Source organism: Pseudomonas sp. NFIX28 (assembly GCF_900107395.1).
In the GTDB taxonomy this organism is placed as follows: domain Bacteria; phylum Pseudomonadota; class Gammaproteobacteria; order Pseudomonadales; family Pseudomonadaceae; genus Aquipseudomonas.
The window spans coordinates 127,533-151,227 of sequence record NZ_FNPW01000010.1 but is presented as its reverse complement, the minus strand read 5'-3'; the positions used below and the strand labels follow the sequence as shown (position 1 = coordinate 151,227).

Below are 23,695 nucleotides of genomic sequence, written 5' to 3'. Positions count from 1 at the left end.
AGCCTCGCTCCTACAGACGCACGCAATCCTCTGTAGGAGCGAGCTTGCTCGCAAAACGATTTTGAAGACGAAACAGCATCTGTACCCGAGCACTCTGCGTGCTGCCTTTTTCCGGCGGCGCGGTTTCATAAAAACAACAGCGAGGTGAAAGCATGTCTGGTAATCGTGGTGTCGTGTATCTCGGCAACGGCAAGGTCGAAGTACAGAAAATCGACTATCCAAAAATGCAGGACCCGCGCGGCAGGAAGATTGAGCACGGCGTCATCCTGCGCGTGGTATCCACCAATATCTGCGGTTCCGACCAGCACATGGTGCGCGGTCGTACCACCGCCCAGGTCGGCCTGGTCCTGGGTCACGAAATCACCGGCGAGGTGGTGGAGAAGGGCAGCGGCGTCGAGAACCTGAAGCTCGGCGATCTGGTCTCGGTGCCGTTCAACGTGGCTTGCGGGCGCTGCCGTTCCTGCAAGGAGCAACACACCGGGGTCTGCCTGACCGTCAACCCGGCCCGCGCCGGCGGCGCCTACGGCTACGTCGACATGGGCGACTGGACCGGCGGCCAGGCCGAATACGTGCTGGTGCCTTACGCCGACTTCAACCTGCTGAAACTGCCGGACCGCGACAAGGCCATGGAGAAAATCCGCGACCTGACTTGCCTCTCCGACATCCTGCCCACCGGCTACCACGGCGCGGTGACGGCCGGCGTTGGCCCGGGCAGCACCGTCTATATCGCCGGTGCCGGCCCGGTAGGCCTGGCCGCTGCCGCGTCCGCCCGCCTGCTGGGCGCGGCGGTGGTGATCGTCGGCGACGTCAACCCGGTGCGCCTGGCCCACGCCAAGGCCCAGGGTTTTGAAATCGCCGACCTGTCCCAGGACACCCCGCTGCACGAACAGATCGCCGCGCTGCTCGGCGAGCCGGAAGTCGATTGCGCGGTCGACGCGGTGGGCTTCGAAGCCCGCGGCCACGGCCATGCCGGCGTCCAGCACGAAGCGCCGGCCACGGTGCTCAACTCGCTGATGGGCGTGGTGCGGGTTGCCGGCAAGATCGGCATTCCCGGCCTCTATGTCACCGAAGACCCGGGCGCCGTGGACGCCGCGGCCAAGATGGGCAGCCTGAGCATCCGCTTCGGCCTCGGCTGGGCCAAGTCCCACAGCTTCCACACCGGCCAGACCCCGGTGATGAAGTACAACCGCCAACTGATGCAAGCCATCATGTGGGACCGCATCAACATTGCCGAAGTGGTCGGCGTGCAGGTCATCAGCCTGGACGACGCCCCGCGTGGCTACGGCGAGTTCGACGCCGGCGTGCCGAAGAAATTCGTCATCGACCCGCACAAGCTGTTCAGCGCGGCCTAAAGGCTTTGACGCAGTAAAAAGGGCGACCCTCGGGTCGCCCTTTTTTATGGCTGTTCGATGCTCAGAAACCTGCGCCCGGATAGCGGAGCCAGTACTTCCCGGACAGTATTTCTGCAATGTCGGGTGGCGGGAACACAGATGGCGCATCTCGGTTGAAGCGGGAGCGCCATTGCGGAAGCCACCAATAGTTGAGCGCGGTTCCTCTGGGTTTAAGGACAAACCCAAGTACCGTGTCATCGATCCGCCCCTCTTTATAAAACCTGTGGCTGTGATCCATGAGGCTCAGGTAATAGTCGATGGGCAGCTTCAGCATCAGGATCGAGGTATAGACCTTCTCCGATTGTGTGCGTGTCGGGCTTTCAAGCAGGCTGAGCGCTTCGCAGTAATACGCTTGCGGTTGCTGGGTGATGCTGCTGGCCGTGGGTTCGGCGAGGATGTCGAAGACGTTGGTGTCTTCCTGCCAGGCTCTTTCATTACCTTGCTTGAAGTAGTCGCTAACGAAACGGCTCAGCGGGCCGTTGGCTGCGGTTTCGCCCGCACATGCCGAATCATCGACCGGCGACCCGAGGCGCCAGGCGACGATGGAGATGAGCGCAATGGCCAAAAGTGCGGAGAGGATTCTTTTCATTGGGGGGCTGGCGGTTCTGACGAAAACAGCGAAATCATAGACGCGGTCGCATGGGAAGCATGCGGCTTTTAAGAAACATCTTTATCTTGTCGGCCCAGCCGGTGTTCCGTGAGGAGGGCCGGGAACAATTTCTATTGGCCATCAGTCAAATGGCTGTTTTTTCCCACCCAATCTCGGGTGGTTTTCATGCTCAAGAGGTTGTCTCGATGAAAATTTCCCGCAGTGTTGCACTGGCTACGTTGCTGACCCTGGGAGCCAGCCCGGTTTTTGCTGCAGGCTTCAGCCTGAGCGATGCCGCCAATGCGGTTTCCAGCATGCAGGGTGGCGACAAGGCTACCGCTGCCGCTCCAACCTCGCAGACCGCCAACCTGCTCAGTGCGCTGGCGCAACTGGATGTCACCCCGGAGCAGGCCATCGGCGGTACCGGCGCGATGCTGGGCCTGGCGAAGAACCAGTTGAGCAGCACCGACTATTCGCAACTGAGCCAAAGCGTGCCGGGGTTGGACAAGCTTGCCGGCGGCAATGCGCTGGCCAGCCTGGGCGCTCTGAGCGGCTTGCTGGGGCAGAGCGGTGGCACCAAGTTCTCGGGGCTCGAGAGCGCCCTGGGCGACGTGAAGAACACTAATGACCTGAACACGGCGTTCAGCGCCCTGGGCATGGACAGCGGCATGATTGGCCAGTTCGCCCCGGTGCTCCTGCAGTTCCTCGGCCAGCAGGGCGTGGGCGGTTCGCTGCTCAGCAGCCTGGGCGGGATCTGGGGCGCAGGCAGCGGTATCTGATCAACGGCGCTCGGCGCGCAAGGCGTCGATGCGCCGGTCCTTTTCGGTCCAGAGCTGGTTAACCCAGTTCTGGACGGTCTGGCGAAACGCCGGATCGTTTTCGTAATCCCCCTGCCACAACGCCGGGTCCAGCTCACGGGTCTGGATATCGACGATCACTCGCGGCACGCTGCCGCTGATCAAATCCCAGAAACCGGGGATCTTCTGCTGCGGATAGACCACCGTCACATCGAGGATGGCGTCGAGCTGTTCGCCCATGGCCGCCAGCACGAACGCCACGCCGCCGGCCTTCGGCTTGAGCAGCTGGTTGAAGGGGGATTGCTGTTGCTCCCGCTTGACCGGTGTGAAGCGGGTGCCTTCCAGGTAATTGACCACGGTGACCGGCTGGCGCTTGAACAGCTCGCAGGCGGCCTTGGTGATTTCCAGGTCCTTGCCTTGCAGCTCCGGGTTCTTGGCCAGGAAGGCCTTGCTGTAGCGCTTCATGAAGGGGTAGTCCAGGGCCCACCAGGCGAGGCCGAGGAAAGGCACCCAGATCAGCTCTTTCTTCAGGAAGAACTTGAAGAAGGGCGTGCGGCGGTTGAGGGTCTGGATCAGCGCCGGGATATCGACCCAGGACTGATGGTTGCTGATCACCAGGTACGAAGTGTCGCCCCGCAGGTTGTCGCCGCCGCGGATGTCCCACTGGGTGGGAATGCACAGGGCGAAGATCAGCTTGTCGATTTCGGCCCAGGTCTCGGCAATCCACATCACCGCTTTCGACGCGCCGTCGCGCAGGCGCCCCGGCAGGACCAGCTTGAGCAGGGCGAACACCATCAGCGGTCCGAACAGGACCAGGGTGTTGAGCAACAGCAGCAAGGTGACGAAACAGCCGGTGAGCAGGCGGCGCATAAGGAACTCTTGAAGGCGTCTGGGCGCGCCATGATAAGCACCTTCGACGGGCAGGCCAAATCCGCATGTGCTGACGAATGTTTCACCTGTCCCCGGTTATCCTTGCGCCCAGCCACACCGCCATAACCCGTGCTGTAGGAGCGAGGCTTGCCCGCGAATGCCGACACCGCGCGATCCGCGCATTGCCGATACTGCGCATTGCCTGACCGGGCGTCAGGGCGCCATCGCGGGCAAGCCTCGCTCCTACAGGGTGATCGATCGTTGCGAGCGAACCAATCGCCCGGCCACGGTCTAAAATCCTGCTGCCCACTTTCCAAGGAACCTGCTCACGTGAAATCCGTCCTTGCACTCCTGTCCCTGCTGGCGCTGCCGGTCATGGCCGCCGAGCCGACCCTCTACGGGCGCTACGAATACATCCAACTGCCGGAAATCGGCGAAACCCTCAAGGCCAAGATGGACACTGGCGCCCTGACCGCGTCGCTGTCGGCCAAGGATATCGAGACCTTCACCCGCGATGGCGAGGAGTGGGTGCGTTTCCGCCTGGCGACCAAGGACGCCGACGGCAAGGTCTACGAACACAAGGTGGCGCGGATCAGCAAGATCAAGAGCCGCGCCGATGAAGACGAAGACAACGAAGAGGCGCAGTCGGCCAAGCGGCCGGTGGTCGACCTGGAAATGTGCCTGGGCAATGTCAAGCGCACGGTCGAGGTCAACCTGACCGACCGCAGCAGCTTCAACTATCCGTTGTTGATCGGCGCCAAGGCCCTGCGCGAGTTCAACGCCGCGGTGAACCCGGCCCGGCGCTACACCGCGGACAAACCCGACTGCTGATCAGACCTGATTGACGGCGCAGGAGGCATCCGGCACCGTTCGGGCACTTACTTTCCGTGCTCGGACGCCATGCCTCATATCCTGATTGTCGAAGACGAAGCGGCGATAGCCGATACGCTGATTTTTGCCCTGCAGGGCGAAGGTTTCAGCACCACCTGGCTGAGCCTCGGGCAAGCCGCGCTGGACTATCAGCGCAGCACGCCGGCGGACCTGCTGATTCTCGATATCGGCCTGCCTGACATCAGCGGCTTCGAAACCTGCAAGCAGCTGCGGCGTTTCAGCGAGGTGCCGGTGATGTTCCTCAGCGCCCGGGACGGTGAAATCGACCGCGTGGTGGGCCTGGAAATCGGCGCCGACGATTATGTGGTCAAGCCTTTCAGCCCACGCGAGGTCGCCGCAAGGGTCAAGGCCATCCTCAAGCGCATGGCGCCGCGGGCGCCGGTCGAGGCACCGGCCGCGCTGTTCCAGGTCGATATCGACAAGTTCCAGATCAGCTACCGCGGCCAGCCCCTGAGCCTGACCCGGCATGAATTCCGCCTGCTGCACTGCCTGCTGGAGCAACCCGAACGGGTGTTCAGCCGCGAACAGTTGCTCGATGCCCTGGGCGTGGCGGCGGACGCCGGCTACGAACGCAGCATCGACAGCCATATCAAGAGCCTGCGGGCCAAGCTGCGCCTGGTGGCGGCCACCGCCGAGCCGATCCAGACCCATCGCGGCCTGGGCTACAGCTACAGCCCGGGGCACAGCTGATGCCGTTGGGAATCCGGATTTTCCTGGTCTATGTGCTGTTCGTCGGCCTGACCGGCTATTTCGTGCTCAGTACCGTGATGGAGGAAATCCGCCCGGGCGTGCGCCAATCCACCGAGGAAACCCTGGTGGACACCGCCAACCTGATGGCGGAAATCCTGCGTGACGATTTCAAGGCCGGGACCCTCAGCGAGAACCGCTGGCCGCAGCTACTCAATGCCTATGGCGAGCGGCAGCCGGCGGCGACCATCTGGGGCCTGCCGAAAAACCAGGTCAACCACCGCATCTACGTCACCGACGCCCAGGGCAAGGTGGTGCTGGACTCCAGCGGCCTGGCGGTCGGCCAGGACTATTCGCGCTGGAACGATGTGTACCTGACCCTGCGCGGCCAATACGGTGCACGCTCCTCGCGCAGCGTGGCCGATGACCCGAATTCCTCGGTGATGCATGTCGGCGCGCCGATTCGCGATAACGGCCGGATCATCGGCGTGGTCACCGTGGCCAAGCCCAACAGTTCCCTGCAGCCCTACGTCGACCGCACGGAGCGGCGCCTGCTGTGGTACGGCGCCGGGCTGATCGGCCTGGGCCTGCTGTTCGGCGCCTTGCTGTCGTGGTGGCTGAGCGCGGCCCTGCGCCGCCTGACCGGCTACGCCCAGGCGGTCAGCGAGGGGCGCCGCGCCGAGCTGCCGCACTATCGCGGCGGCGAGCTGGAGCAACTGGCCACGGCGGTGGAGCACATGCGCACCCAGCTGGAGGGCAAGGCCTATGTCGAGCGCTATGTGCACACCCTGACCCACGAGCTGAAAAGCCCGCTGGCGGCGATTCGCGGCGCGGCGGAGCTGTTGCAGGGCGACATGCCCGGCGAGCAGCGCGCGCGTTTCGTCGGCAATATCGACAGCGAAAGCGCGCGCATGCAGCAGTTGATCGAGCGTTTGCTGAACCTGGCGCAAGTCGAGCAGCGCCATGGCCTGGAGGAGCGGGTGGCGGTGCCGCTGGCGGATCTGGTGAAGCAGTTGCTCGACAGCCAGAAGGCGCGGATCGAGGGCAAGGGCTTGCAGGTCGAGCAGCGTATCGACCCGGGGCTGAAGTTGTCCGGCGAGGCGTTCCTGCTGCGCCAGGCATTGGGCAACCTGCTGGAGAACGCCCTGGATTTCACCCCTGCTGGCGGTGTGTTGCGTTTCACGGCCAGCAGAACGGGCGACTGGTTGCGGGTCAGCCTGTTCAACCAGGCCGAGCCCATTCCGGAGTACGCCCTGGCGCGCCTGACCGAGCGTTTCTACTCGCTGCCACGGCCCGACAGCGGACGCAAAAGCACCGGCCTGGGGCTGAACTTCGTCGAAGAAGTGGTGCAGCTGCACGGCGGCCAGATGCACATCGGCAACGTGCCCGGGGGCGTTGAAGCGACCTTGCAGTTTCCGGTCTGACGCCCTGCGTCTACCGTTTTGCGGCTGCTTCGCAGACCGATCGCAGCCTTCGGCAGCGGCTACAAAACCGTCGCAGCCGCCAAATCTGCCAGCCGCCCACCTTCAAGGGATAACCGCAAAAAACACCCCGCCGCCCCTGTAGCCGCTGGCGCAGCCTGCGATCGGGCGCGAAGCGGCCGCAAGATCTGCCAGCCACCCCACCCTCAAGGGATAACCACAGAAAACGCCCCACAACCTGTAGCCGCTGGCGCAGCCTGCGCCCGGGCGCGCAGCGGCCGCAAGATCTGCCAGCCGCCCACCTTCAAGGGATCACCGCAGAAAACGCCCCACAACCTGTAGCCGCTGGCGCAGCCTGCGATCGGGCGCGAAGCGGCCGCAAGATCTGCCAGCCACCCCTCCCTCAAGGGATAGCCGCAAAAAACGCCCCACAACCTGTAGCCGCTGCCGAAGGCTGCGATCGGGCGCGCAGCGGCCGCAGGGGCTGCCAGCCGCCTCATCTTCAAGGGATAGACGCGTCCATAAAAGGCCCAGCGGCAATCTCCACACACTCTCCACACAGCCCCCATAAAACCCCCACATGGGCTGCCCAGACTCTTCCTCATTCGAACAGGGAGAGAACCCATGAACCGCAATCTGACCATGAAACTTGGGGCCATAGCCCTGTTGATCCTGGGGCTGCTGGTGCCGCTGTTGATGATCGACGGGCTGATCCAGGAGCGCCAGGAGCTGCGCGACGGTGTGCTGGCCGATATCGCCCGCAGCTCCAGCTCCAGCCAGCAACTGAGCGGCCCGCTGCTGGTGGTGCCCTATCGCAAGGTGGTGCGCACCTGGAAAACCAACGAGAAGACCAACACGCGCTACCAGGAACAGGGAGAAGAGCGCGGGCAGCTGTATTTCCTGCCGGAGCGCTTCGAGCTCGATGGCCAGGTGAAGACCGAGCTACGCGCCCGGGGCATCTACGAGGCCCGGCTGTTCCACGCCAATAACCGCATCAGCGGGCAGTTTGTGGTGCCCGAGCAGTTGGGGATCAAGGAAGACTTCGCCGACTACAAGTTCGAGCAGCCGTATCTCGCCGTGGGCATCAGCGACATTCGTGGCATCGAGCAGGCCATGGCCCTGGAGCTGAACGGGCAGAACCTGGCGTTCGTGCCCGGCACCCAGCTCGACTGGCTGGGGGAAGGGGTGCACGTCAACCTGCCGCTGCTGGACGGCAAGCGCAGCACCGACCTGGACTTCGCCTTTAACCTGCAACTGCAAGGTACCGAGCAGCTGCGAGTATTGCCGGTGGGCCGGACCAGCAAGGTGCGCCTGCGCGCCGACTGGCCTCACCCGAGCTTTATCGGCAATTACCTGCCGGCCCAGCGTGAAATTTCCGACTTGGGTTTTGCCGCCAACTGGCAGACTTCGTTCTTCTCCACCAACCTGGAAAGCGCGCTGAGCCATTGCCTGGGTGGTGCGTGCAAGGAATTCAAGAACCGTTCCTTCGGCGTGAGTTTCATCGACCCGGTGGACCAGTACCTCAAGAGCGATCGGGCGATCAAATATGCGCTGCTGTTCATCGCCCTGACCTTTGCCGGCTTCTTCCTTTTCGAAGTGCTCAAGAACCTGGCCGTGCACCCGGTGCAATACGCCCTGGTGGGCGTGGCCCTGGCGTTCTTCTATCTGTTGCTGCTGTCGCTTTCGGAACACATCGGCTTCGCCCTGGCCTACCTGCTGTCGGCCGGTGCCTGTGTGATGCTGATCGGCTTCTACGTCTGCCATGTGCTGCGCAGCCTGGGCCACGGCCTGAGTTTCGCCGCCGGCCTGGCTGCCCTCTACGGCCTGTTGTACGGCTTGCTGAGCGCCGAGGACTATGCGCTGCTGATGGGCTCGCTGCTGCTGTTCGGCCTGCTGGGTGTGTTCATGGTGCTGACCCGCAAGCTCGACTGGTACGGCGTGAGCCAGGCCAAACCGGCCCAGCCGCTGACGTTCGAGACGCAGGTGGCCCATGAGTAGGTCGCTGGGTTTGCGCGAGGAGCAGCAGGCGGCGCAGGCCCTGCTGGCGTGGATAGTCGGGTTGTTGCCTGAACAACCCGGGGGCGGCCATCGCGAGCTGGCTCGCCCCTACCCAAGCGCTGCCAGCCCTTGCAGCAGCGGGCTTGCCCGCGATAGGGCGCGCTGGACCAGCTAATCGTTTGGCTCAGACCGGCGGCTGGGTCGCCAGCATCGATGGGCGCTGACTGACCTCGGCGTACCAGGCCGCCAGTTGCGGCTGGGCATCACGCCACTGCAGGTCGGGGTGGCGGAAGTCGAGGTAGCCCAGGGCGCAGGCGACGCTGATGGCGGCGATGTCGAAGTGGCTGGCCAGTTCGGCGATCGCATCGGCCTCGAGCACGGCCAGGGCGCGGCGGATCTTGTCGCGCTGGCCGTCGAGCCACTGCTCCCAGTGTTTCTCGGGGGCGCGCAGGGCCAGTTCGTAACGGATCAGCACCGAGGCGTCCATGATCCCGTCGGCCAGGGCCGCCAGGGTCAGGCGCCGCCAGCGGGCCGAGCCCTCGCGAGGGATCAGCGGGTTGCCGACGTGCTGCTGGTCGAGGTAATCGAGAATCACCCGGCTGTCGTACAGCACGCTGCCGTCGGCCAGGCGCAGGGCGGGAATCTTGCCCAGCGGGTTGTCCTGGTTGAGCGCGGCGTCCGGGCTCACCGGGGTCAGCTGGCTGGCTTGCAGGGCCACGCGATCCAGCTGGCCGGTCTCGTGCAGCAGCACCATGACTTTGCGCACGTAAGGTGATGCGGGGTTGTGGAACAGCGTCATGCTGGGGGTGGACATGAATATTCCTCGTGGATGGAAGGGGAGCACAGGCTCGCCATCCCGGGGATCTTAGCGCAGCCTCTGGCCCCGGCCACAGAGGCGCATGCGGCACAGACAAGGAGTGATGAATGCGCAGGTCTTATCTTCGACACGGCTTGTACAGCCTGGCCCTGACCCTTGCGGGCGGGCTGGCGGTGTACCTGGCCTTGCAGTACGAGTTTCGCCGCCATGGCGAGGGGGCGCCGGAGTTGATCGGGGCATTCGCCTGGATGGCCTGGTACTGGGCGCTGCCGGCGCTGGCCCTGCCAGCCCTGGGCTGTGCCCTGCTGGGCCTGCGCGGCCCCGAACCGGTGACCCGGCCCTGGCGTTGGGGCCTGGCGGCGAGTTATGTGCCGTTGTTGGGGCTGGCGCTGTTCTGCGTGCTGGTGGCCGCCGAGGCGCAGCAGGAAAACCGCGTGTTCATCCCGGTATTGCCGATCGGCCTGGGGCTGGCGCTGTACCTGTGGCGCGGTTTCCCCGCCGCCGGGCTCAGGCCGCAGGCGGGCGGTTGAACAAGCCCCGCAGGGCGATAAAGGCCGGGGCGCCGAGGCCGAGCCAGCTCAGGGCGTCCCAGATGCCGTCGCCGAGCAGCGCGGAGAACAGCCCCGCGGCACTGAGCACGGCCAGGAACAGCGGCGCGCCGAAGACCTTCCAGAAGTTCGATTGCCGCGGCCTCATGGCGCCACCCCGGCAGGTTCGCCCAGGGCCGGCCTGGCCGTGCGGCGCCGGACGATCCACAAATACAGGCCGCTGCCCAGGACGATGATGGTCAGCACATCCAGGGTCGCCCAGAGGATCTTCATCGGCATGCCGCCGTAGTCGCCGAAATGCAGCGGTTGCGACATGCCCATGGCGTCCATGTACCAGGGACGTTCGGCCACGGCCGTGACCTGCAGGGTGCTGGCGTCGATCAGCACCGGGGTCAGCAGGTGCGAGGTCAGGTGAGTGCTACCTTTCATGAACACCGCGTAATGGTGTTCGCTGGAGAAACGCGTGCCGGGGAAGGCGATGAAGTCTGGCTGCATGCCCGGCGCCACTTCCTTGGCGATCTCCAGCAGGCGGCTGGCCGGGGCCAGTCGGGTCAGCGGCGGCGCATCGCGGTAAGGCTCGACCATCGCGCTGAGGCTGTCGTTGCGCCAGGCGGCGATCAGCAGGTCGGCGCAGGCGCTGATGACCCCGGTGACGCCGACCACCAGGGCCCAGGTCAGGGTCACCACGCCGATCAGGTTATGCAGGTCCAGCCAGCGCAGGCGGGTGGACTTGTCCTGGCGCACCGTGGCGAAGTCCAGCCGGCGCATGAACGGCAGGTACAGCACCACGCCGGAAATGATCGCCAGCACGAACAGCAGCCCCATGAAGGCCAGCAGCAGCTTGCCCGGCAAGCCGGCGAACATGTCCACATGCAGGCGCAGCATGACCATCATCAGCCCGCCGTTGGCCGAAGGCGTTTCCACCGCTTCGCCGGTGCGCGCATCGAGCATGAAGGTGTGGGACGAGTTGGGTTCGGTGCCGGCGGTCCTGGCCATGATGGTGAGCACGCCGTTGGGGTCTTCCTCGTCCCAGCCGAAATACTGCATGACCTCGCCCGGCCGGTGGGCCTCGGCGGCGCGCACCAGTTGCTGCAGGTCCAGTTGCGGGGTGTCGGCGGGCATTTCCCGCAGCTCGGGCGCGTCGCCCAGCAGGTGGTCGATCTCATGGTGAAAGATCAGCGGCAGCCCGGTCAGGGCCAGCATCAGCAGGAATACCGTGCAGATCAGGCTGGTCCAGGTGTGGATAAAGGACCAGCGGCGGATGGTTTTGCTTTTCATTTCTTAGCCTTCAGACACGCCAAGGCCGTCCTTGCTGGACGGCCTGGTTGTTTAACTCAGCCGATTACCATTGGTAGGTGGCACTGGCGATCACGCTACGTTGATCGCCGTAGTAGCAGTAGGAACCATCGCAGGTGGAAATGTATTCCTTGTCGAACAAATTGGTGGCGTTGAGTTTCAGCGACGCCCCTTTGAGGCTGTTGTCCAGGCGGCCGAGGTCGTAATGCACGGAGGCATCGAACACCGTGTAGGCGTCGGCCTTGCCCAGCCAGGTATTGGCCTGGTCGCCATAGGTATTGCCGGTATAGCGGGCGCCGGCACCGATGCCGAAACCGTCGAGCACGCCAGAGTGCCAGGTGTAGTCGGTCCACAGGGAGGCTTGCTGGTTCGGCATCAGCTGCAGGCGGTTGCCTTTGTAGATGCCTTTCTGGATCTCGGACTTGGCCAGGGTGTAGGCGGCGATGACCTTGAGGTTCTCGGTCACGTCCGACACCGCTTCCAGTTCCAGGCCCTTGACCTTCACTTCGCCGGTCTGGTTGGTGATCGACTCGCCGCCTGGGCCGATGCTGGTCACCAGGACGTTTTTCTGCGTCAGGTCATACACCGCCGCGCTCAGCAGGGTGTTTGAACCGGGCGGCTGGTACTTGATGCCCAGCTCCCATTGCTTGCCTTCGGTGGGTTTATACGACTCGGTCGGGGAGACGCTGGCGTTGCTGGCGGGCTGGAACGATTCGGCGTAGGACAGGTACGGCACAAAACCCGAGTCGAACACATAGCTCAGCGCCGCGTTGCCACTGAAGTTCTTGCTGCGGTCGGTGTTGGTCGCGTCGTTCTGGTTGAAGTAGGTGGTGCCCTGGTGCACCCAGTCCTCGCGGCCGCCCACGGTCAGGCGCCATTTATCCAGGGCCATCTGGTCCTGCACGTAGAAGCCGGTCTGCACGGTTTTCTGGTTGTAGTCGTAGTAGGCGCTGGAGCGCGGCGGACGGACGATCGGCTGGCCATAGATCGGGTTGAAGATATTGGTGGTCCCGCCGTCACCGTAGATCGACAGGTAGGAAGTGTCGGTGCGTTGGTGATCCAGGCCGATCAGCACGGTGTGGCTGATGTCGCCGGTGGCGAAGTCGGCCTGGAAGTTGTTGTCGACCGCGAACTGGCTGATGTCCTCGTCGACATTGGTCGAGGTGCGGCTGATATTGCCTTGCTCGTCGGCCGGGGCGTAGGCGTAGGAACCCACGGTCAACTGCTGGAAGGACAGCTCCGATTTGGTGTAGCGCAGGTTCTGGCGGAACTGCCAGACATCGTTGAAACGATGCTCGAAGGCGTAGCCCAGGGCGTAGTAGGTGCGGTCGTAGAACTCGTAGTCCGGGTCGCCCAGGTTCTTGTGATGGGAGATGTCGCCGAGCGGCGAGTCGATCTTGGTGCCCTGGATCGGCAGGAACTGGCTGGTCGCCCCGGTATCGTCGCGGGTGAATTGCGAGAGCAGGGTCAGCTTGGTGTCGGGGTCGATGTTCCAGGTCAGGCTGGGGGCGATGTTGTAGCGCTTGTTGTCGATGTGGTCGACCTGGGTGCCGGCATCTCGCACCACGCCGCTGAGCCCGTAGAGGAACTGGCCTTCCTCGTCGATCTTGCCGGTGCTGGCGAAGTTGATCTGGCGATAGTTGTCGCTGCCGTACTGGATCTGCACGGCATGGCTGGCTTCAGCGCTGGGGCGCCTGCTGACCATGTCCAGCAAGCCGCCCGGCGGGGTCTGGCCATAGACCGACGAGGCCGGGCCGCGCAGCAGGGCCAGGCGGTCGAGGTTCCAGGTTTCCGCCTTCGGGTTGGCGTACACGCCGCGGGGCAGGGGCAGGCCGTCGAGGAATTGCGTGGGCTCGAAGCCGCGCACGCGCATCCAGTCATAGCGGGTGTCACTGCCGTAGCTGGCGGAAACGATACCGGGCATGTAGCGCACGGCATCGTCCAGGTTCTGCACGTTGCGGTCTTCCATCTGCTGGCGGGTGGCGACGGAAATCGAACGCGGCGCTTCGACCAGCGAGGTGTCGGTCTTGGTGCCGGCGGCGGTGCGTGTGGCGAGGTAGCCGTCCACGGGGCCCCAGGCACTTTCATAGGCTTGCTGGCCGGTGATGCTGGTTTCCGGCAAGGCCACCACGCCGTCGGGAATTGCCACCAGGCTGTAGGTGCCGGCGCTGCTTTGTTCCAGTTGCAGGCCGGTGCCGCGCAGGGCCTCGCGCAGGGCGCCGGCGGCATCGAACTGGCCCTTGACCGGGGACGAGGTCTTGCCGGCGGCCAGGCTCGGGTTGAGGCTCAGGGCCAGGCCGGCCTGGCTGGCGATCTGGTTCAAGGTGGTGGCCAGGGGCGCGGCCGGCAGATTGTAGGCGCGCACGCTGGACACCTGTTCGGCGGCGACCGATGCGGTGCTGGCCAGCGGGACGCAAAAGGCAATGGCCACGGCCAACAGGCTGGGGCGCAACAGGGTGTCTAGCATGCGGGACATACGGCGGCTCCTGATGAAAATATTTCTCAATTGCCTATGTGCCGGACGAGATGCAAAAAGTGATAGGGCGGATTGAAAATAATTTCGATTCAGCAAAAGCCGGGGCGTTTCAGGTGGGTGTGGCGCGGTGATCGCGAGCAAGCTTCGCTCCTGCGGAGTGTGCAGGCTCGCGACCAGCGCCTAGGGCTTGGCCTTGTTTTCGCCCCGCGCCACCAGCGTCACCCACCACGGCGTATGGCGCTCGATGGCCACGGGCAGGGTCGGCAGCAGCGCGCTCAGGGCCAGGTCGGTGTCGTGCAGCGGGAAGCTGCCGGTGATGCGCAGGTCGGCCACCTCGTCGGCCACGCCCAGATGGCCACGGCGATAGCGCCCCAGTTCGCTGACCAGATCCGCCAGGCGCGCGTTGTCCACCACCAGCATGCCGCGGGTCCAGGCGTCGGCGCCGGGGTTCAGGGCCAGCAGCGGGCCGAGGCCGTCGCGGCGTATCAGCACCTGCTGGCCTTCCTTGAGGATCTGCTCGCCCTGGCCCGACTCCGGCCGCGCGGCCACGGCCGATTGCAGCACGCTCAGGCGCGTGCCCTGTTCCTCGCGCTTGACCAGGAACCGCGTACCCAGCGCGCGCATGTGGCCTTCGCGGGTCTCGACGATAAACGGCCGGGCGTCGCCATGGCCGGTCTCGATCAGGATCTCGCCTTCCTGCAACACGATGCGCCGCTGTTTTTCGTCGAAACGCACATCCACGGCGCTGTGGGTATTGAGGTTGATCAGCGTGCCGTCGGCCAGGCGCAGGGTGCGCTGCTCGCCGGTGGCGGTGCGCTGGTCGGCGAGCCAGTAATCCAGCTGGCCGTAACGGTCGCCGGCGAACCAGGCCAGGCCCAGCAGCAGGGCGACGCTGGCCAGCCCGCTGCCGAGCTTGCGCACGCGACGGCGGATGCTGTCCCGCGATTGCAGCAGGGCGCTGCGGGCCGGGCCGCTGGCCACGCTGAAACGTTGGTCGAGCATGCCCAGTTGGCGCCAGGCGCGGGCGTGTTCTTCATCGGCGGCGTGCCATTTGGCGAATTCCTCGCGGGCCATCGGGTTGCCCTCGCCGGAGTCCAGCGACAGCTGCCAGGCGATGGCGGCGTCCAATACCCGGGCGGAGACCGGCTTGGCGTTGAGCGGGCTCATGTCGGCTCACCGTACAGGGCGATGTAGCACTGGCGAATGCCCTGGGCCAGGTACTGCCTGACGCGCGGCACCGATACGCCGAGGCGTTCGGCGATTTCGGCATGGCCGAGGCCGTCGAGGCGGTTATAGAGGAAGGCGGCGCGGGCCTTGCTCGACAGCTTGCCCAGCAGGCGGTCGATGGCCTTGAGGTCTTCGAGGATCAGTTGCTGTTCTTCCGGGGAGGGCTGTTCCTCTTCCGGGACCAGCATCAGTTCGGCGAGGTAGGCCTGTTCCAGCGCGGCGCGGCGGAAGTAATCGAACAGCAGGCCCTTGGCGATGGCCACCAGGAACGCCCGCGGCTCGCGCGGGGCGCTCAGTTCGCCGCGGCCCAGCAGGCGGACGAAGGTGTCCTGGCTCAGGTCCTCGGCCCGTTGCGGGCAGGCCACGTTGCGTCGCAGCCAGGCCAGCAGCCAGCCGCGATGGTCGCGATACAACGCACCAACGAGGTCACTGTGAGGGCTTTGGGCTGACGACACCGGGCATCACCAATCGAGAAGTTTAAACTAACGAGAATTATTCGCGATTGTGGCAGGGCGCACAGAGCCGCGCAATGGGCGCCGGTCGGCTGGGGGCGTAGCCCATGTTTCGGGCCGATTTCTGTAGCCGCTGCCGAGCGACGCGAGGCTGCGACCGGCAACGCAGTTGCCGCAAAGCCTGGGCTTGCAGTGTGCCAGGCAGAACGCGCCGCCGCCGGCCGGCGCCCGCTATGCGCTCGATCGCGGCCTCGCCATGGCTCGGCAGCGGCTACAGGGTCAGAAGGAGTGGCTCTGTTGCCTACGCTTCCATTGGTTGAGCCGTTGCTGCAGGTTCAGCGGGCTGTGGATCTGCTGCTGGCGGGCGCGGCTGAACAGGATCAGCGCCAATTCGGCTGTGGCCAGGGCATCGGCGGCGGCGTTGTGGCGTTCGCCGGCCTGCAGCTTGAAGTAGCCCATCCAGTCGTCCAGCCCGGCTTGGCGGATATGCGCCTGCGGGCAGAGCAGCGGGGCCATGTCGGCGACGTCGAGGAACGGATGCTGCAAGCGATAACCCAGGCTGTCCTTCAGGGCCCGGCCGAGCATGTGCTGGTCGAACGGTGCGTGGAAGGCCAGCAGCGGGCTGTCGCCGACGAAGTCCATGAAGTCCAGCAAGGCTTGCGCCGGATCGCAGCCGGCGGCAATCGCACTGGGCCCGAGGCCGTGAATCAGTACGCTGGGGCTGAGCTTGTGATCGGTGCGCTGCAAGGTGCGCTCGAACTGCTGGCCCAAATCGATGGCGCCGTCTTCTATCACCACCGCGCCAATGGACAGCACCTGGTCGCGGTTGAGGTTGAGCCCGGTGGTTTCCAGGTCCACCACCACCCAGCGCTGTTCGCGCAGGCTGCATTCGCCCAGCGGCGGGGCGACGGGCAGGCGCTCGCGGCGGCGTTGCTGTTCGGCGCTGAGCGCCGCGTTGGCCGGGCGCAACCAGGCGAACAGGCTCATAGCTGGTACCTCAGCGCCAGGCTGCTTTGCAGGCGCTGGGCCTGGCGCAGCGATTCGCGCAGGATCCGCCGGTCGAGGTGGTTGAGGCTGTCCGGGTCGACGCGGTTGGAGTAAGGCAGGTTCTGCCGGGTCTGCAATTGGTGTTGCTGCATGCGGGTCTGCTGGATGAAGTGATAGGCCTCTTCATAGGCGGCGCCGTCGAGGGGATCGATGACTTCCCTGGCCACCAGTTGGCGCAGGCGTTCCAGGGTGTTGTTGGCGTCGATGCCGTTGGCCAGGGCCAGCAGGCGCGCACCGTCGACGAAGGGGGTAAGCCCCTGCACCTTGAGGTCGAGCGTGGCTTTCTCGCCATTTTTGCGGGCCAGCACGAACTCGCGGAAACGCCCGACCGGCGGGCGCTGGCGCAGGGCGTTCTCGGCCATCATGCGCTGGAACAGACGGTTGTCGCCGACCTGGTCGAGGATGCCGCGGCGCAGTTGCGCACAGCCCTGCTCGTCGCCCCAGACCACCCGCAGGTCGAAATAGATGCTTGAGCCCAGCAGGTTCTCCGGCGTGGCCTCGCGAATGAAGGCGGCGAAGCGCCGTGCCCATTCGGCGCGGGACAGGCACAGCTCGGGGTTGCCGGCCATGATGTTGCCTTTGCACAGGCTGAAGCCGCACAGCGCCAGGCTCTGGTTGATCTGCTGCGCCAGGGGCAGCAGCTTGCCGCGGATCTCTGCCGCATGAGCGGCGTCGCGCGCTTCGAACAGGATGCCGTTGTCCTGGTCGGTGTGCAGGGTCTGCTCGCGCCGGCCTTCGCTGCCGAAACACAGCCAGCTGAATGGCACGCCCGGGTCGCCCTTGTCGGCCAGGGTCAGTTCGATGACCCGGCACACGGTGTGGTCGTTGAGCAGGGTGATGATGTGGGTAATCTGGGTCGAGGACGCGCCGTGGGCGAGCATGCGCTCCACCAGTTGGCCGATCTCGCCGCGAATCGCCACCAGGTTGTCGATGCGCGGCGCATTGCGGATGGTCCGCGCCAGGTGCACCAGGTCGACCCGTTGCAGGGAAAACAGATCGCGTTCGGACACCACGCCGCACAGGCGCTGGTCTTTGACCAGGCAGACGTGGGCGATGTGCCGCTCGGTCATGGCGATGGCGGCGTCGAATGCGCTGTGGTCCGGCGAGAGGGCGAACGGCGCCTGGGTCATGTGCCGCTCGATGCCTTGGTTGAAGTCGCTGGTGCCGTCGGCCACCACCTGGCGCAGGTCGCGCAGGGTGAAGATGCCCAGCGGCGCCTTGTGTTCATCTACGACTACGATGCTGCCAACCTGCTGCTCGTGCATCAGGCTCACGGCCTCGCGCAGCGGGGTGGCCGGGCTGCACGTCACTGGGTGACGCATCGCCAGTTCGCCCAGCCGGGTGTTGAGGGAATATTGGGTGCCGAGGGTTTCCACGGCTTTCTGCTGGACTTGCTGGTTGACCTGGTCCAGCAGGCTGCTGACGCCGCGCAGGGCGAAATCGCGAAACACCGCGCAGAGGGCGAACAGCTTGATGAAGGCCGGCTTGTTCAATTGCAGGCAGAAGGTGTCTTCGGCGGCCAGGTGCTCGGTTCGGGTGGCGCGCTCGCCGAGCAGCGCGGCGAGGGGGAAACACTCGCCAGCGGTGATCTCGAAAGTGGTTTCGGTGCCGCCCTTGATCGCGTGCTGGCGCTCGCCGACCACTCGCCCCTGCTTGACGATATAGAAGTGCTCGACCGGCCCGTCGGCGGGTTTGATGATGCTTTCGCCGGGGCCGTAGAAACGCAGTTGGCATTGCTCGACCAGGTAGGCCAGGTGAGCGTTTTCCATCTGATTGAAAGGGGGGAACCGCTGGAGAAACTGCATCGTGCCGTGGATGTTCTGCAACACCGCGGTTTTCCCTGCCTGGGTGAAGGCATCCGCTTTACTCATAACCATTACCGCAGTCTTTTTGGATTTGTCGTGGTCGGGTCTGCGGGCCATGGTCGGCCCCACGCTCGAAGGTGCCCATTGGACGTAAGTCTAGGTAGCGGTTTTTCACCTGTTAATTGGCTTCAAGCAGGTGTCAAAACTGCGAAAAAAGTACTTATCCGGCCTCTTGGAAAAAAATCCGACGAAGTGCACATTGGAGGCCTGCTTAGCGATGTCTGACCACTGTGCTAGGGGATCGATTTGAATATGTAGAGAACGCCATGTCCGACCACGATATTTTGAGTGATGCCGAGCGCGAGGCGTTGAACGCCGTGATGCTCGAGCCTGATCTGCCGCCCCAGCGCGTGTTGATCGCCGATGATGACAAGGACGCCCGTGAATTGCTGTCGGAGATCCTGGGGCTGGATGGCATTCGCTGCATGACCGCAGCCAGTGGCAAGGCAGCGCTTGAACTGTTGAACTCGAACAAGTCGATCGGCTTGCTGATCACCGACCTGCGCATGGCCCCCTGCAACGGCCTGGACCTGATACGCCAGGTGCGAGAATCGGAGCGCGCGGCGCTGCCGATCATTATCATTTCCGGCGATGCCGATGTACGCGACGCCATCGCCGCTATGCACCTGAGCGTGGTGGATTTCCTGCTCAAGCCCATCGACACCGGCAAGCTGCTGGCGCTGGTCAAGCACGAGCTGGGAGTGGCGCGCTAGGCCGGTGCGGCGATGTGCGGGAGCGCGCTTGCCGGCGATACGGTTTCGCAGAACCCACAAAAAAGCCCCGATCGCAGGATCGGGGCTTTTCTTTTACCGCGTTAACGCAGGATCACAGGCCGTTGCGCGCCTTGAACTCGCGACGACGACGGTGCAGCACCGGCTCGGTGTAGCCGTTGGGCTGCTTGGTGCCTTCGATCACCAGTTCGACCGCCGCCTGGAAGGCGATGTTGCTGTCGAAGTTCGGTGCCAGCGGACGGTACAGGGTGTCGCCGGCGTTCTGCCGGTCCACCACCGGCGCCATGCGCTTGAGGCTTTCCATGACCTGGGCTTCGGTAACCACGCCGTGGCGCAGCCAGTTGGCGATGTGCTGGCTGGAAATACGCAGGGTGGCGCGGTCTTCCATCAGGCCCACGTCGTTGATGTCCGGCACCTTGGAACAGCCGACGCCCTGGTCGATCCAGCGCACCACGTAACCGAGAATGCCCTGGGCGTTGTTGTCCAGTTCGTTCTTGATCTCTTCGGCCGACCAGTTGGTGTTGCTGGCCAGCGGGATGGTCAGGATGTCGTCTACCGAGGCGCGGGCACGCTTGGCCAGTTCGGCCTGGCGGGCGAACACGTCGACCTTGTGGTAATGCAGGGCATGCAGGGCCGCGGCGGTAGGCGACGGCACCCAGGCGGTGTTGGCGCCGGCCAGCGGGTGGGCGATTTTCTGTTCGAGCATGGCGGCCATCAGGTCGGGCATGGCCCACATGCCTTTGCCGATCTGCGCGCGACCTTGCAGGCCGGTGCTCAGGCCGATGTCGACGTTCCAGTTCTCGTAGGCGCCGATCCACTTGGCGGCCTTCATCTCGGCCTTGCGCACCACGGCGCCGGCTTCCATGGAGGTGTGGATTTCATCGCCTGTGCGGTCGAGGAAGCCGGTGTTGATAAACACCACGCGCTCGCTGGCGGCCTTGATGCAGGCCTTGAGGTTGACCGTGGTGCGGCGCTCCTCGTCCATGATCCCGACTTTGAGGGTGTTGCGCGGCAGTTCCAGCACCTCTTCGATGCGCCCGAACAGCTCGTTGGTGAAGGCGGCTTCTTCCGGGCCGTGCATCTTCGGCTTCACGATGTACACCGAGCCGGTGCGGCTGTTGGTGCGCGAGGTGTTGCCATTGAGGTTGTGGATCGCCGCGAGGCTGGTGACCAGGCCGTCGAGGATGCCTTCCGGCACTTCGTTGCCCTGGTTGTCGAGGATCGCGTCGATGGTCATCAGGTGGCCCACGTTGCGCACGAACAGCAGCGAGCGACCGTGCAGCTTGACGCTGCCGCCGTTGGGCGCGGTGTATTCGCGGTCGGCGTTCATGGTGCGGGTGAAGCTCTTGCCGCCCTTGGCCACTTCTTCGGCCAGGTCGCCCTTCATCAGGCCGAGCCAGTTGCGGTAGATCACCACCTTGTCGTCGGCGTCGACGGCGGCGACCGAGTCTTCGCAGTCCATGATGGTGGTCAGGGCCGCCTCCATCAGCACGTCTTTTACGCCGGCGGCGTCGGTCTGGCCGACCGGGCTGTTGGCGTCGATCTGGATCTCGAAATGCAGGCCGTTGTGTTTCAGCAGGACCGCAGTCGGTGCCGCGGCATCGCCCTGGTAGCCGATCAGCTGGGCGTCGTCGCGCAGGCCGCTGTTGCTGCCACCCTTGAGGGCGACCACCAGCTTGCCATCGACGATCTTGTAGCCGGTGGAGTCGACATGGGAGCCGGCAGCCAATGGCGCGGCCTCGTCGAGGAAGGCGCGGGCGAAGGCGATGACCTTGTCGCCGCGCACCTTGTTGTAGCCTTTGCCTTTTTCCGCGCCGTCGGCTTCGCTGATGGCGTCGGTGCCGTAGAGCGCGTCGTACAGCGAGCCCCAGCGGGCGTTGGAGGCGTTGAGGGCGAAGCGGGCGTTCATCACCGGGACCACCAGCTGCGGACCGGCCATGCGGGCGATCTCGTCATCGACGTTTTGCGTCGTTGCCTGGAAGTCCGCCGCTTCTGGCAGCAGATAACCGATGTCTTGCAGGAAGGCTTTGTAGGCCACGGCGTCATGAGCCTGGCCGGCACGGGCTTGGTGCCAGGCATCGATACGCGCCTGGAAATCGTCGCGTTTGGCGAGTAGGGCTTTGTTCTTCGGTGCCAGGTCGTGGATGACCTTGTCGGCGCCGGCCCAGAACGTGTCGGCGGTGAGGCCGGTACCGGGAATGGCTTCGTTGTTCACGAAGTCGAACAGGACTTTGGCGACCTGCAGGCCACCGACTTGAACGTGTTCAGTCATTGCTTGCCTCACTCTGCTCAGCTATTTCGCTTTTCAGCTCTTCAAATTAACAATGAAGCCTCTGGCCATTTAAACCACAAACCCTTCTACCAGTACATGCCATCGCTGGCGGCTGGGATGGTTCCAATCAACGGCTCGGAGCTTTGCTGACGGGGCTTTCAGGGTTGCGACTGCGCCTTGGCAGACATCGATCCAACGTTATGTAGTGCGCGCTGCGGCATACTACATGATGAATTGCGGTTGTGAAAATTAGACTAAATACGTCGTTCCGCGACTCAAGTTCACGGAGCGGTCACGCTGGGGAACAGGATGTTCTCAAAAAACTCGCAGATTGTTCCATAGAATTCTAAAAACATGTACACGATTTGTCGCAGGCCCCGATTTTCCTCGCAGGAGCGAAGCTTGTTCGCGATAAGGATCGTTCGGTCGACATCGTTGGCGATCGCCAGGACGCCATCGCGAGCAAGCTTCGCTCCTAGCGGGCCGCGGCGCCCGGCGGCTTGCCTATACTTGACCTTCTACAACTAAAGTCCTGACAGAGGGTTGCGCCATGGACCACCTCGTACTCACCGTATTCGCCCCGGACAAGCCTGGACAGGTCGAGCGCATCGCCCAATGCATCGCCGAGCACGGCGGCAACTGGCTGGAGAGCCGCATGTCGCGCATGGCCGGGCAGTTCGCCGGCATCTTGCGGGTCGGCGTGCCGGCGGAAGCCTATGACGAGCTGGTGGACGCCTTGCAGGGCTTGTCGGCCCAGGGCATTCGGGTGCTGATTGCCGAGAGCGGCATCGAACAGTCCTGCACCTGGAAGCCGATCGCCATGGAACTGGTGGGCAATGACCGGCCGGGCATCGTGCGCGATATCACTCGTCTGTTGAGCGAGCAGGGGGTGAACCTGGAGCGGCTGGTGACCGAAGTGCGCCCGGCGCCCATGAGCAGCGAGCCGCTGTTCCACGCCGAAGCGGTGCTGGCGGTGCCACTGACCTTGTCCCTCGACGTGCTGCAGTCGCGCCTGGAAACCCTGGCCGATGACCTGATGGTGGAATTGGTGCTGCGCAGCGAGGTGTAGACCGTAGAACCGGGTTATCCAGTTTTAGCGTGCATGCGCCTGTGGATAACCTGTAGAGACCCGCCGCCAGCCCAGGCCGGCCGTGGCTTGTCAGGATCTGATCAAAAAACCGGCAATTTCAAGGGCTTGTGCACAAACGCCGGGGATCACGCTGTGGATAACCTTGGGAAGGATAGGCGCAGGCCACGGTAGCCGTGGCCTGTAGAGGTTTGTACGTTTATTGATCAGCTGCGTTTGCGCAGGCTTATCCAGGCATCCACGCTGTACACCGCCAGGCCCGCCCAGATAAACATGAACGCCACCAGGGTGCTCGACGACAGGTGCTCGTCGAACAGCAGTACCGCCTGCAGCAGCACCAGGGTCGGTGCCAGGTACTGCAAAAAGCCCAGGGTGGTGTAGGGCAGGTGGCGGGCCGCGGCGTTGAAGCACACCAGCGGCACCAGGGTGACGGGGCCGGCCGCCACCAGCCACCAGGCTTCGGAGCTGGTCCAGAATGCCGCCTGGGCACTGCTGGCGCTGGGGTTGAACAACAGCCAGGCGAGGGCGATCGGCACCAGCATCCAGGTTTCCACCACCAGCCCCGGCAGCGCCTTGACCGGCGCCTGCTTGCGGATCAGCCCGTAGAAACCGAAGGTCAGCGCCAGCATCAGCGAGACCCACGGCAGGCTGCCGACCTGCCACACCTGTTGCGCCACGCCGACCGCCGCCAGGCCCACCGCCAGCCATTGCATGCGCCGCAGCCGCTCGCCGAGGATCAGCATGCCCAGCAGCACGTTCACCAGCGGGTTGATGTAGTAACCCAGGCTGGCTTCGAGCATGCGCCCGTTGTTCACCGACCATACATAGGTTAGCCAGTTGGCCGCGATCAGGGTGCCGCTCAGGGCCAGGATCGCCAGGCGCCTGGGGTTTTCCCGCAGTTCGCGCCACCAGCCGGGATGCTTCCAGACCATCAGCAGCAGGGCGCCGAACAGCGCGGACCAGAGCACCCGGTGGATGATGATTTCCACGGCGGGCACGCTGGCGATGGCTTTGAAGTAGAGCGGGAACAGGCCCCAGATGATGTAGGCGCTCAGGCCCAGGATGTACCCGCGGCGCGGGTTGGCGGCTTGCATGCAGAATCCTTGCTTAGGCAGCTAACAAAGTGGGTGATTGTAAGGAGGTTTGTCAGGCCGTGTCTTTGTCGGCGTCATCCTGGTTGCCGGCTTTTGTGATCAATCGGGTCCTGTAGGAGCGAGGCTTGCCCGCGATCAA

The 23,695-nt window shown here is 64.4% G+C and carries 22 protein-coding genes; 10 read left to right on the top strand and 12 right to left on the bottom strand.

What is annotated here, in order from left to right:
- Positions 1 to 152 precede the first annotated feature (152 nt).
- Complete coding sequence (gene fdhA, locus BLV20_RS19815) at positions 153 to 1,352, top strand: formaldehyde dehydrogenase, glutathione-independent (protein ID WP_092304181.1); 1,200 nt, start codon at positions 153 to 155, stop codon at positions 1,350 to 1,352.
- A gap of 61 nt (positions 1,353 to 1,413) precedes the next feature.
- Here fdhA and BLV20_RS19810 read toward each other — a convergent pair whose 3' ends face one another.
- Entirely contained in the window at positions 1,414 to 1,980 is a 567-nt protein-coding gene (locus BLV20_RS19810; protein WP_092304180.1) for a hypothetical protein, read from the bottom strand.
- A gap of 206 nt (positions 1,981 to 2,186) precedes the next feature.
- Here BLV20_RS19810 and BLV20_RS19805 point away from each other — a divergent pair, with 206 nt between their 5' ends.
- The gene (locus BLV20_RS19805) at positions 2,187 to 2,759 is read left to right on the top strand and encodes a DUF2780 domain-containing protein (protein WP_092304179.1); all 573 of its coding nucleotides are present in this window, start codon (positions 2,187 to 2,189) and stop codon (positions 2,757 to 2,759) included.
- On the opposite strand, the gene BLV20_RS19800 is transcribed toward BLV20_RS19805, so the two are convergent.
- The gene (locus BLV20_RS19800) at positions 2,760 to 3,647 is read right to left on the bottom strand and encodes an acyltransferase (RefSeq protein ID WP_092304178.1); all 888 of its coding nucleotides are present in this window, start codon (positions 3,645 to 3,647) and stop codon (positions 2,760 to 2,762) included.
- Between the two features lie 330 nt (positions 3,648 to 3,977).
- Between BLV20_RS19800 and BLV20_RS19795 the strand changes: the two genes are divergently transcribed.
- From BLV20_RS19795 to BLV20_RS31075, 5 genes are all read left to right on the top strand, one after another.
- Positions 3,978 to 4,478 (top strand): retropepsin-like aspartic peptidase RloA2, encoded by a 501-nt coding sequence (locus tag BLV20_RS19795; protein WP_092304177.1) that lies wholly within the window; start codon positions 3,978 to 3,980, stop codon positions 4,476 to 4,478.
- Between the two features lie 69 nt (positions 4,479 to 4,547).
- Complete coding sequence (gene creB / locus BLV20_RS19790) at positions 4,548 to 5,228, top strand: two-component system response regulator CreB (protein WP_092304176.1); 681 nt, start codon at positions 4,548 to 4,550, stop codon at positions 5,226 to 5,228.
- The gene (gene creC / locus BLV20_RS19785; RefSeq protein WP_092304175.1) at positions 5,228 to 6,649 is read left to right on the top strand and encodes a two-component system sensor histidine kinase CreC; all 1,422 of its coding nucleotides are present in this window, start codon (positions 5,228 to 5,230) and stop codon (positions 6,647 to 6,649) included. Before creB ends, creC begins: the two co-directional genes overlap by 1 nt.
- 621 nt (positions 6,650 to 7,270) lie before the next feature.
- Positions 7,271 to 8,644, top strand: coding sequence for a cell envelope integrity protein CreD (gene creD, locus BLV20_RS19780; protein ID WP_092304174.1), 1,374 nt, complete (start codon positions 7,271 to 7,273; stop codon positions 8,642 to 8,644).
- A complete protein-coding gene (locus BLV20_RS31075) occupies positions 8,637 to 8,819 on the top strand; it encodes a hypothetical protein (protein ID WP_139192721.1) in 183 nt (60 codons plus the stop codon). Before creD ends, BLV20_RS31075 begins: the two co-directional genes overlap by 8 nt.
- A 9-nt stretch (positions 8,820 to 8,828) precedes the next feature.
- Here the strand turns inward: BLV20_RS31075 and BLV20_RS19775 are convergent, their stop codons facing one another.
- A complete protein-coding gene (locus BLV20_RS19775; RefSeq protein ID WP_092304173.1) occupies positions 8,829 to 9,458 on the bottom strand; it encodes a glutathione S-transferase in 630 nt (209 codons plus the stop codon).
- A 110-nt stretch (positions 9,459 to 9,568) separates the two neighbouring features.
- Between BLV20_RS19775 and BLV20_RS19770 the strand changes: the two genes are divergently transcribed.
- Positions 9,569 to 9,991, top strand: a complete 423-nt coding sequence (locus tag BLV20_RS19770) for a hypothetical protein (RefSeq protein WP_092304172.1) — start codon at positions 9,569 to 9,571, stop codon at positions 9,989 to 9,991.
- On the opposite strand, the gene BLV20_RS19765 is transcribed toward BLV20_RS19770, so the two are convergent.
- The 7 genes from BLV20_RS19765 to BLV20_RS19735 all read right to left on the bottom strand — a co-directional run bounded on the left by BLV20_RS19765 (position 9,969) and on the right by BLV20_RS19735 (position 18,384).
- On the bottom strand, positions 9,969 to 10,157 hold the full coding sequence (locus tag BLV20_RS19765; RefSeq protein WP_092304171.1) for a hypothetical protein: 189 nt from the start codon (positions 10,155 to 10,157) through the stop codon (positions 9,969 to 9,971). The genes BLV20_RS19770 and BLV20_RS19765 overlap by 23 nt on opposite strands.
- Positions 10,154 to 11,287 (bottom strand): PepSY-associated TM helix domain-containing protein, encoded by a 1,134-nt coding sequence (locus tag BLV20_RS19760; protein ID WP_092304170.1) that lies wholly within the window; start codon positions 11,285 to 11,287, stop codon positions 10,154 to 10,156. The genes BLV20_RS19765 and BLV20_RS19760 overlap by 4 nt, the downstream gene beginning before the upstream one ends.
- A gap of 64 nt (positions 11,288 to 11,351) precedes the next feature.
- A complete protein-coding gene (locus BLV20_RS19755) occupies positions 11,352 to 13,781 on the bottom strand; it encodes a TonB-dependent siderophore receptor (protein ID WP_092304169.1) in 2,430 nt (809 codons plus the stop codon).
- Between the two features lie 180 nt (positions 13,782 to 13,961).
- Positions 13,962 to 14,948, bottom strand: a complete 987-nt coding sequence (locus tag BLV20_RS19750) for a FecR domain-containing protein (RefSeq protein WP_092304168.1) — start codon at positions 14,946 to 14,948, stop codon at positions 13,962 to 13,964.
- The gene (locus BLV20_RS19745; protein WP_092304167.1) at positions 14,945 to 15,463 is read right to left on the bottom strand and encodes an RNA polymerase sigma factor; all 519 of its coding nucleotides are present in this window, start codon (positions 15,461 to 15,463) and stop codon (positions 14,945 to 14,947) included. The genes BLV20_RS19750 and BLV20_RS19745 overlap by 4 nt, the downstream gene beginning before the upstream one ends.
- A 276-nt stretch (positions 15,464 to 15,739) precedes the next feature.
- Positions 15,740 to 16,447: a 3'-5' exonuclease gene (locus BLV20_RS19740; RefSeq protein ID WP_092304166.1), complete on the bottom strand. Its 708-nt coding sequence runs from the start codon at positions 16,445 to 16,447 to the stop codon at positions 15,740 to 15,742.
- Positions 16,444 to 18,384: a putative nucleotidyltransferase substrate binding domain-containing protein gene (locus tag BLV20_RS19735; protein ID WP_092304165.1), complete on the bottom strand. Its 1,941-nt coding sequence runs from the start codon at positions 18,382 to 18,384 to the stop codon at positions 16,444 to 16,446. Before BLV20_RS19735 ends, BLV20_RS19740 begins: the two co-directional genes overlap by 4 nt.
- A gap of 254 nt (positions 18,385 to 18,638) precedes the next feature.
- On the opposite strand from BLV20_RS19735, the gene BLV20_RS19730 reads away from it, so the two are divergent.
- Positions 18,639 to 19,085 carry a response regulator gene (locus BLV20_RS19730; RefSeq protein ID WP_092304164.1) on the top strand — a complete coding sequence of 149 codons (447 nt, stop codon included), beginning with the start codon at positions 18,639 to 18,641 and terminating at the stop codon, positions 19,083 to 19,085.
- Positions 19,086 to 19,197: 112 nt separating this feature from the next.
- Here BLV20_RS19730 and BLV20_RS19725 read toward each other — a convergent pair whose 3' ends face one another.
- Positions 19,198 to 21,375 (bottom strand): malate synthase G, encoded by a 2,178-nt coding sequence (locus BLV20_RS19725; protein WP_092304163.1) that lies wholly within the window; start codon positions 21,373 to 21,375, stop codon positions 19,198 to 19,200.
- 550 nt (positions 21,376 to 21,925) lie between these two features.
- Between BLV20_RS19725 and BLV20_RS19720 the strand changes: the two genes are divergently transcribed.
- Complete coding sequence (locus BLV20_RS19720; RefSeq protein WP_092304162.1) at positions 21,926 to 22,444, top strand: glycine cleavage system transcriptional repressor; 519 nt, start codon at positions 21,926 to 21,928, stop codon at positions 22,442 to 22,444.
- 224 nt (positions 22,445 to 22,668) lie between these two features.
- Here the strand turns inward: BLV20_RS19720 and rarD are convergent, their stop codons facing one another.
- A complete protein-coding gene (rarD, locus tag BLV20_RS19715) occupies positions 22,669 to 23,556 on the bottom strand; it encodes an EamA family transporter RarD (RefSeq protein ID WP_092304161.1) in 888 nt (295 codons plus the stop codon).
- Positions 23,557 to 23,695 lie beyond the last annotated feature (139 nt).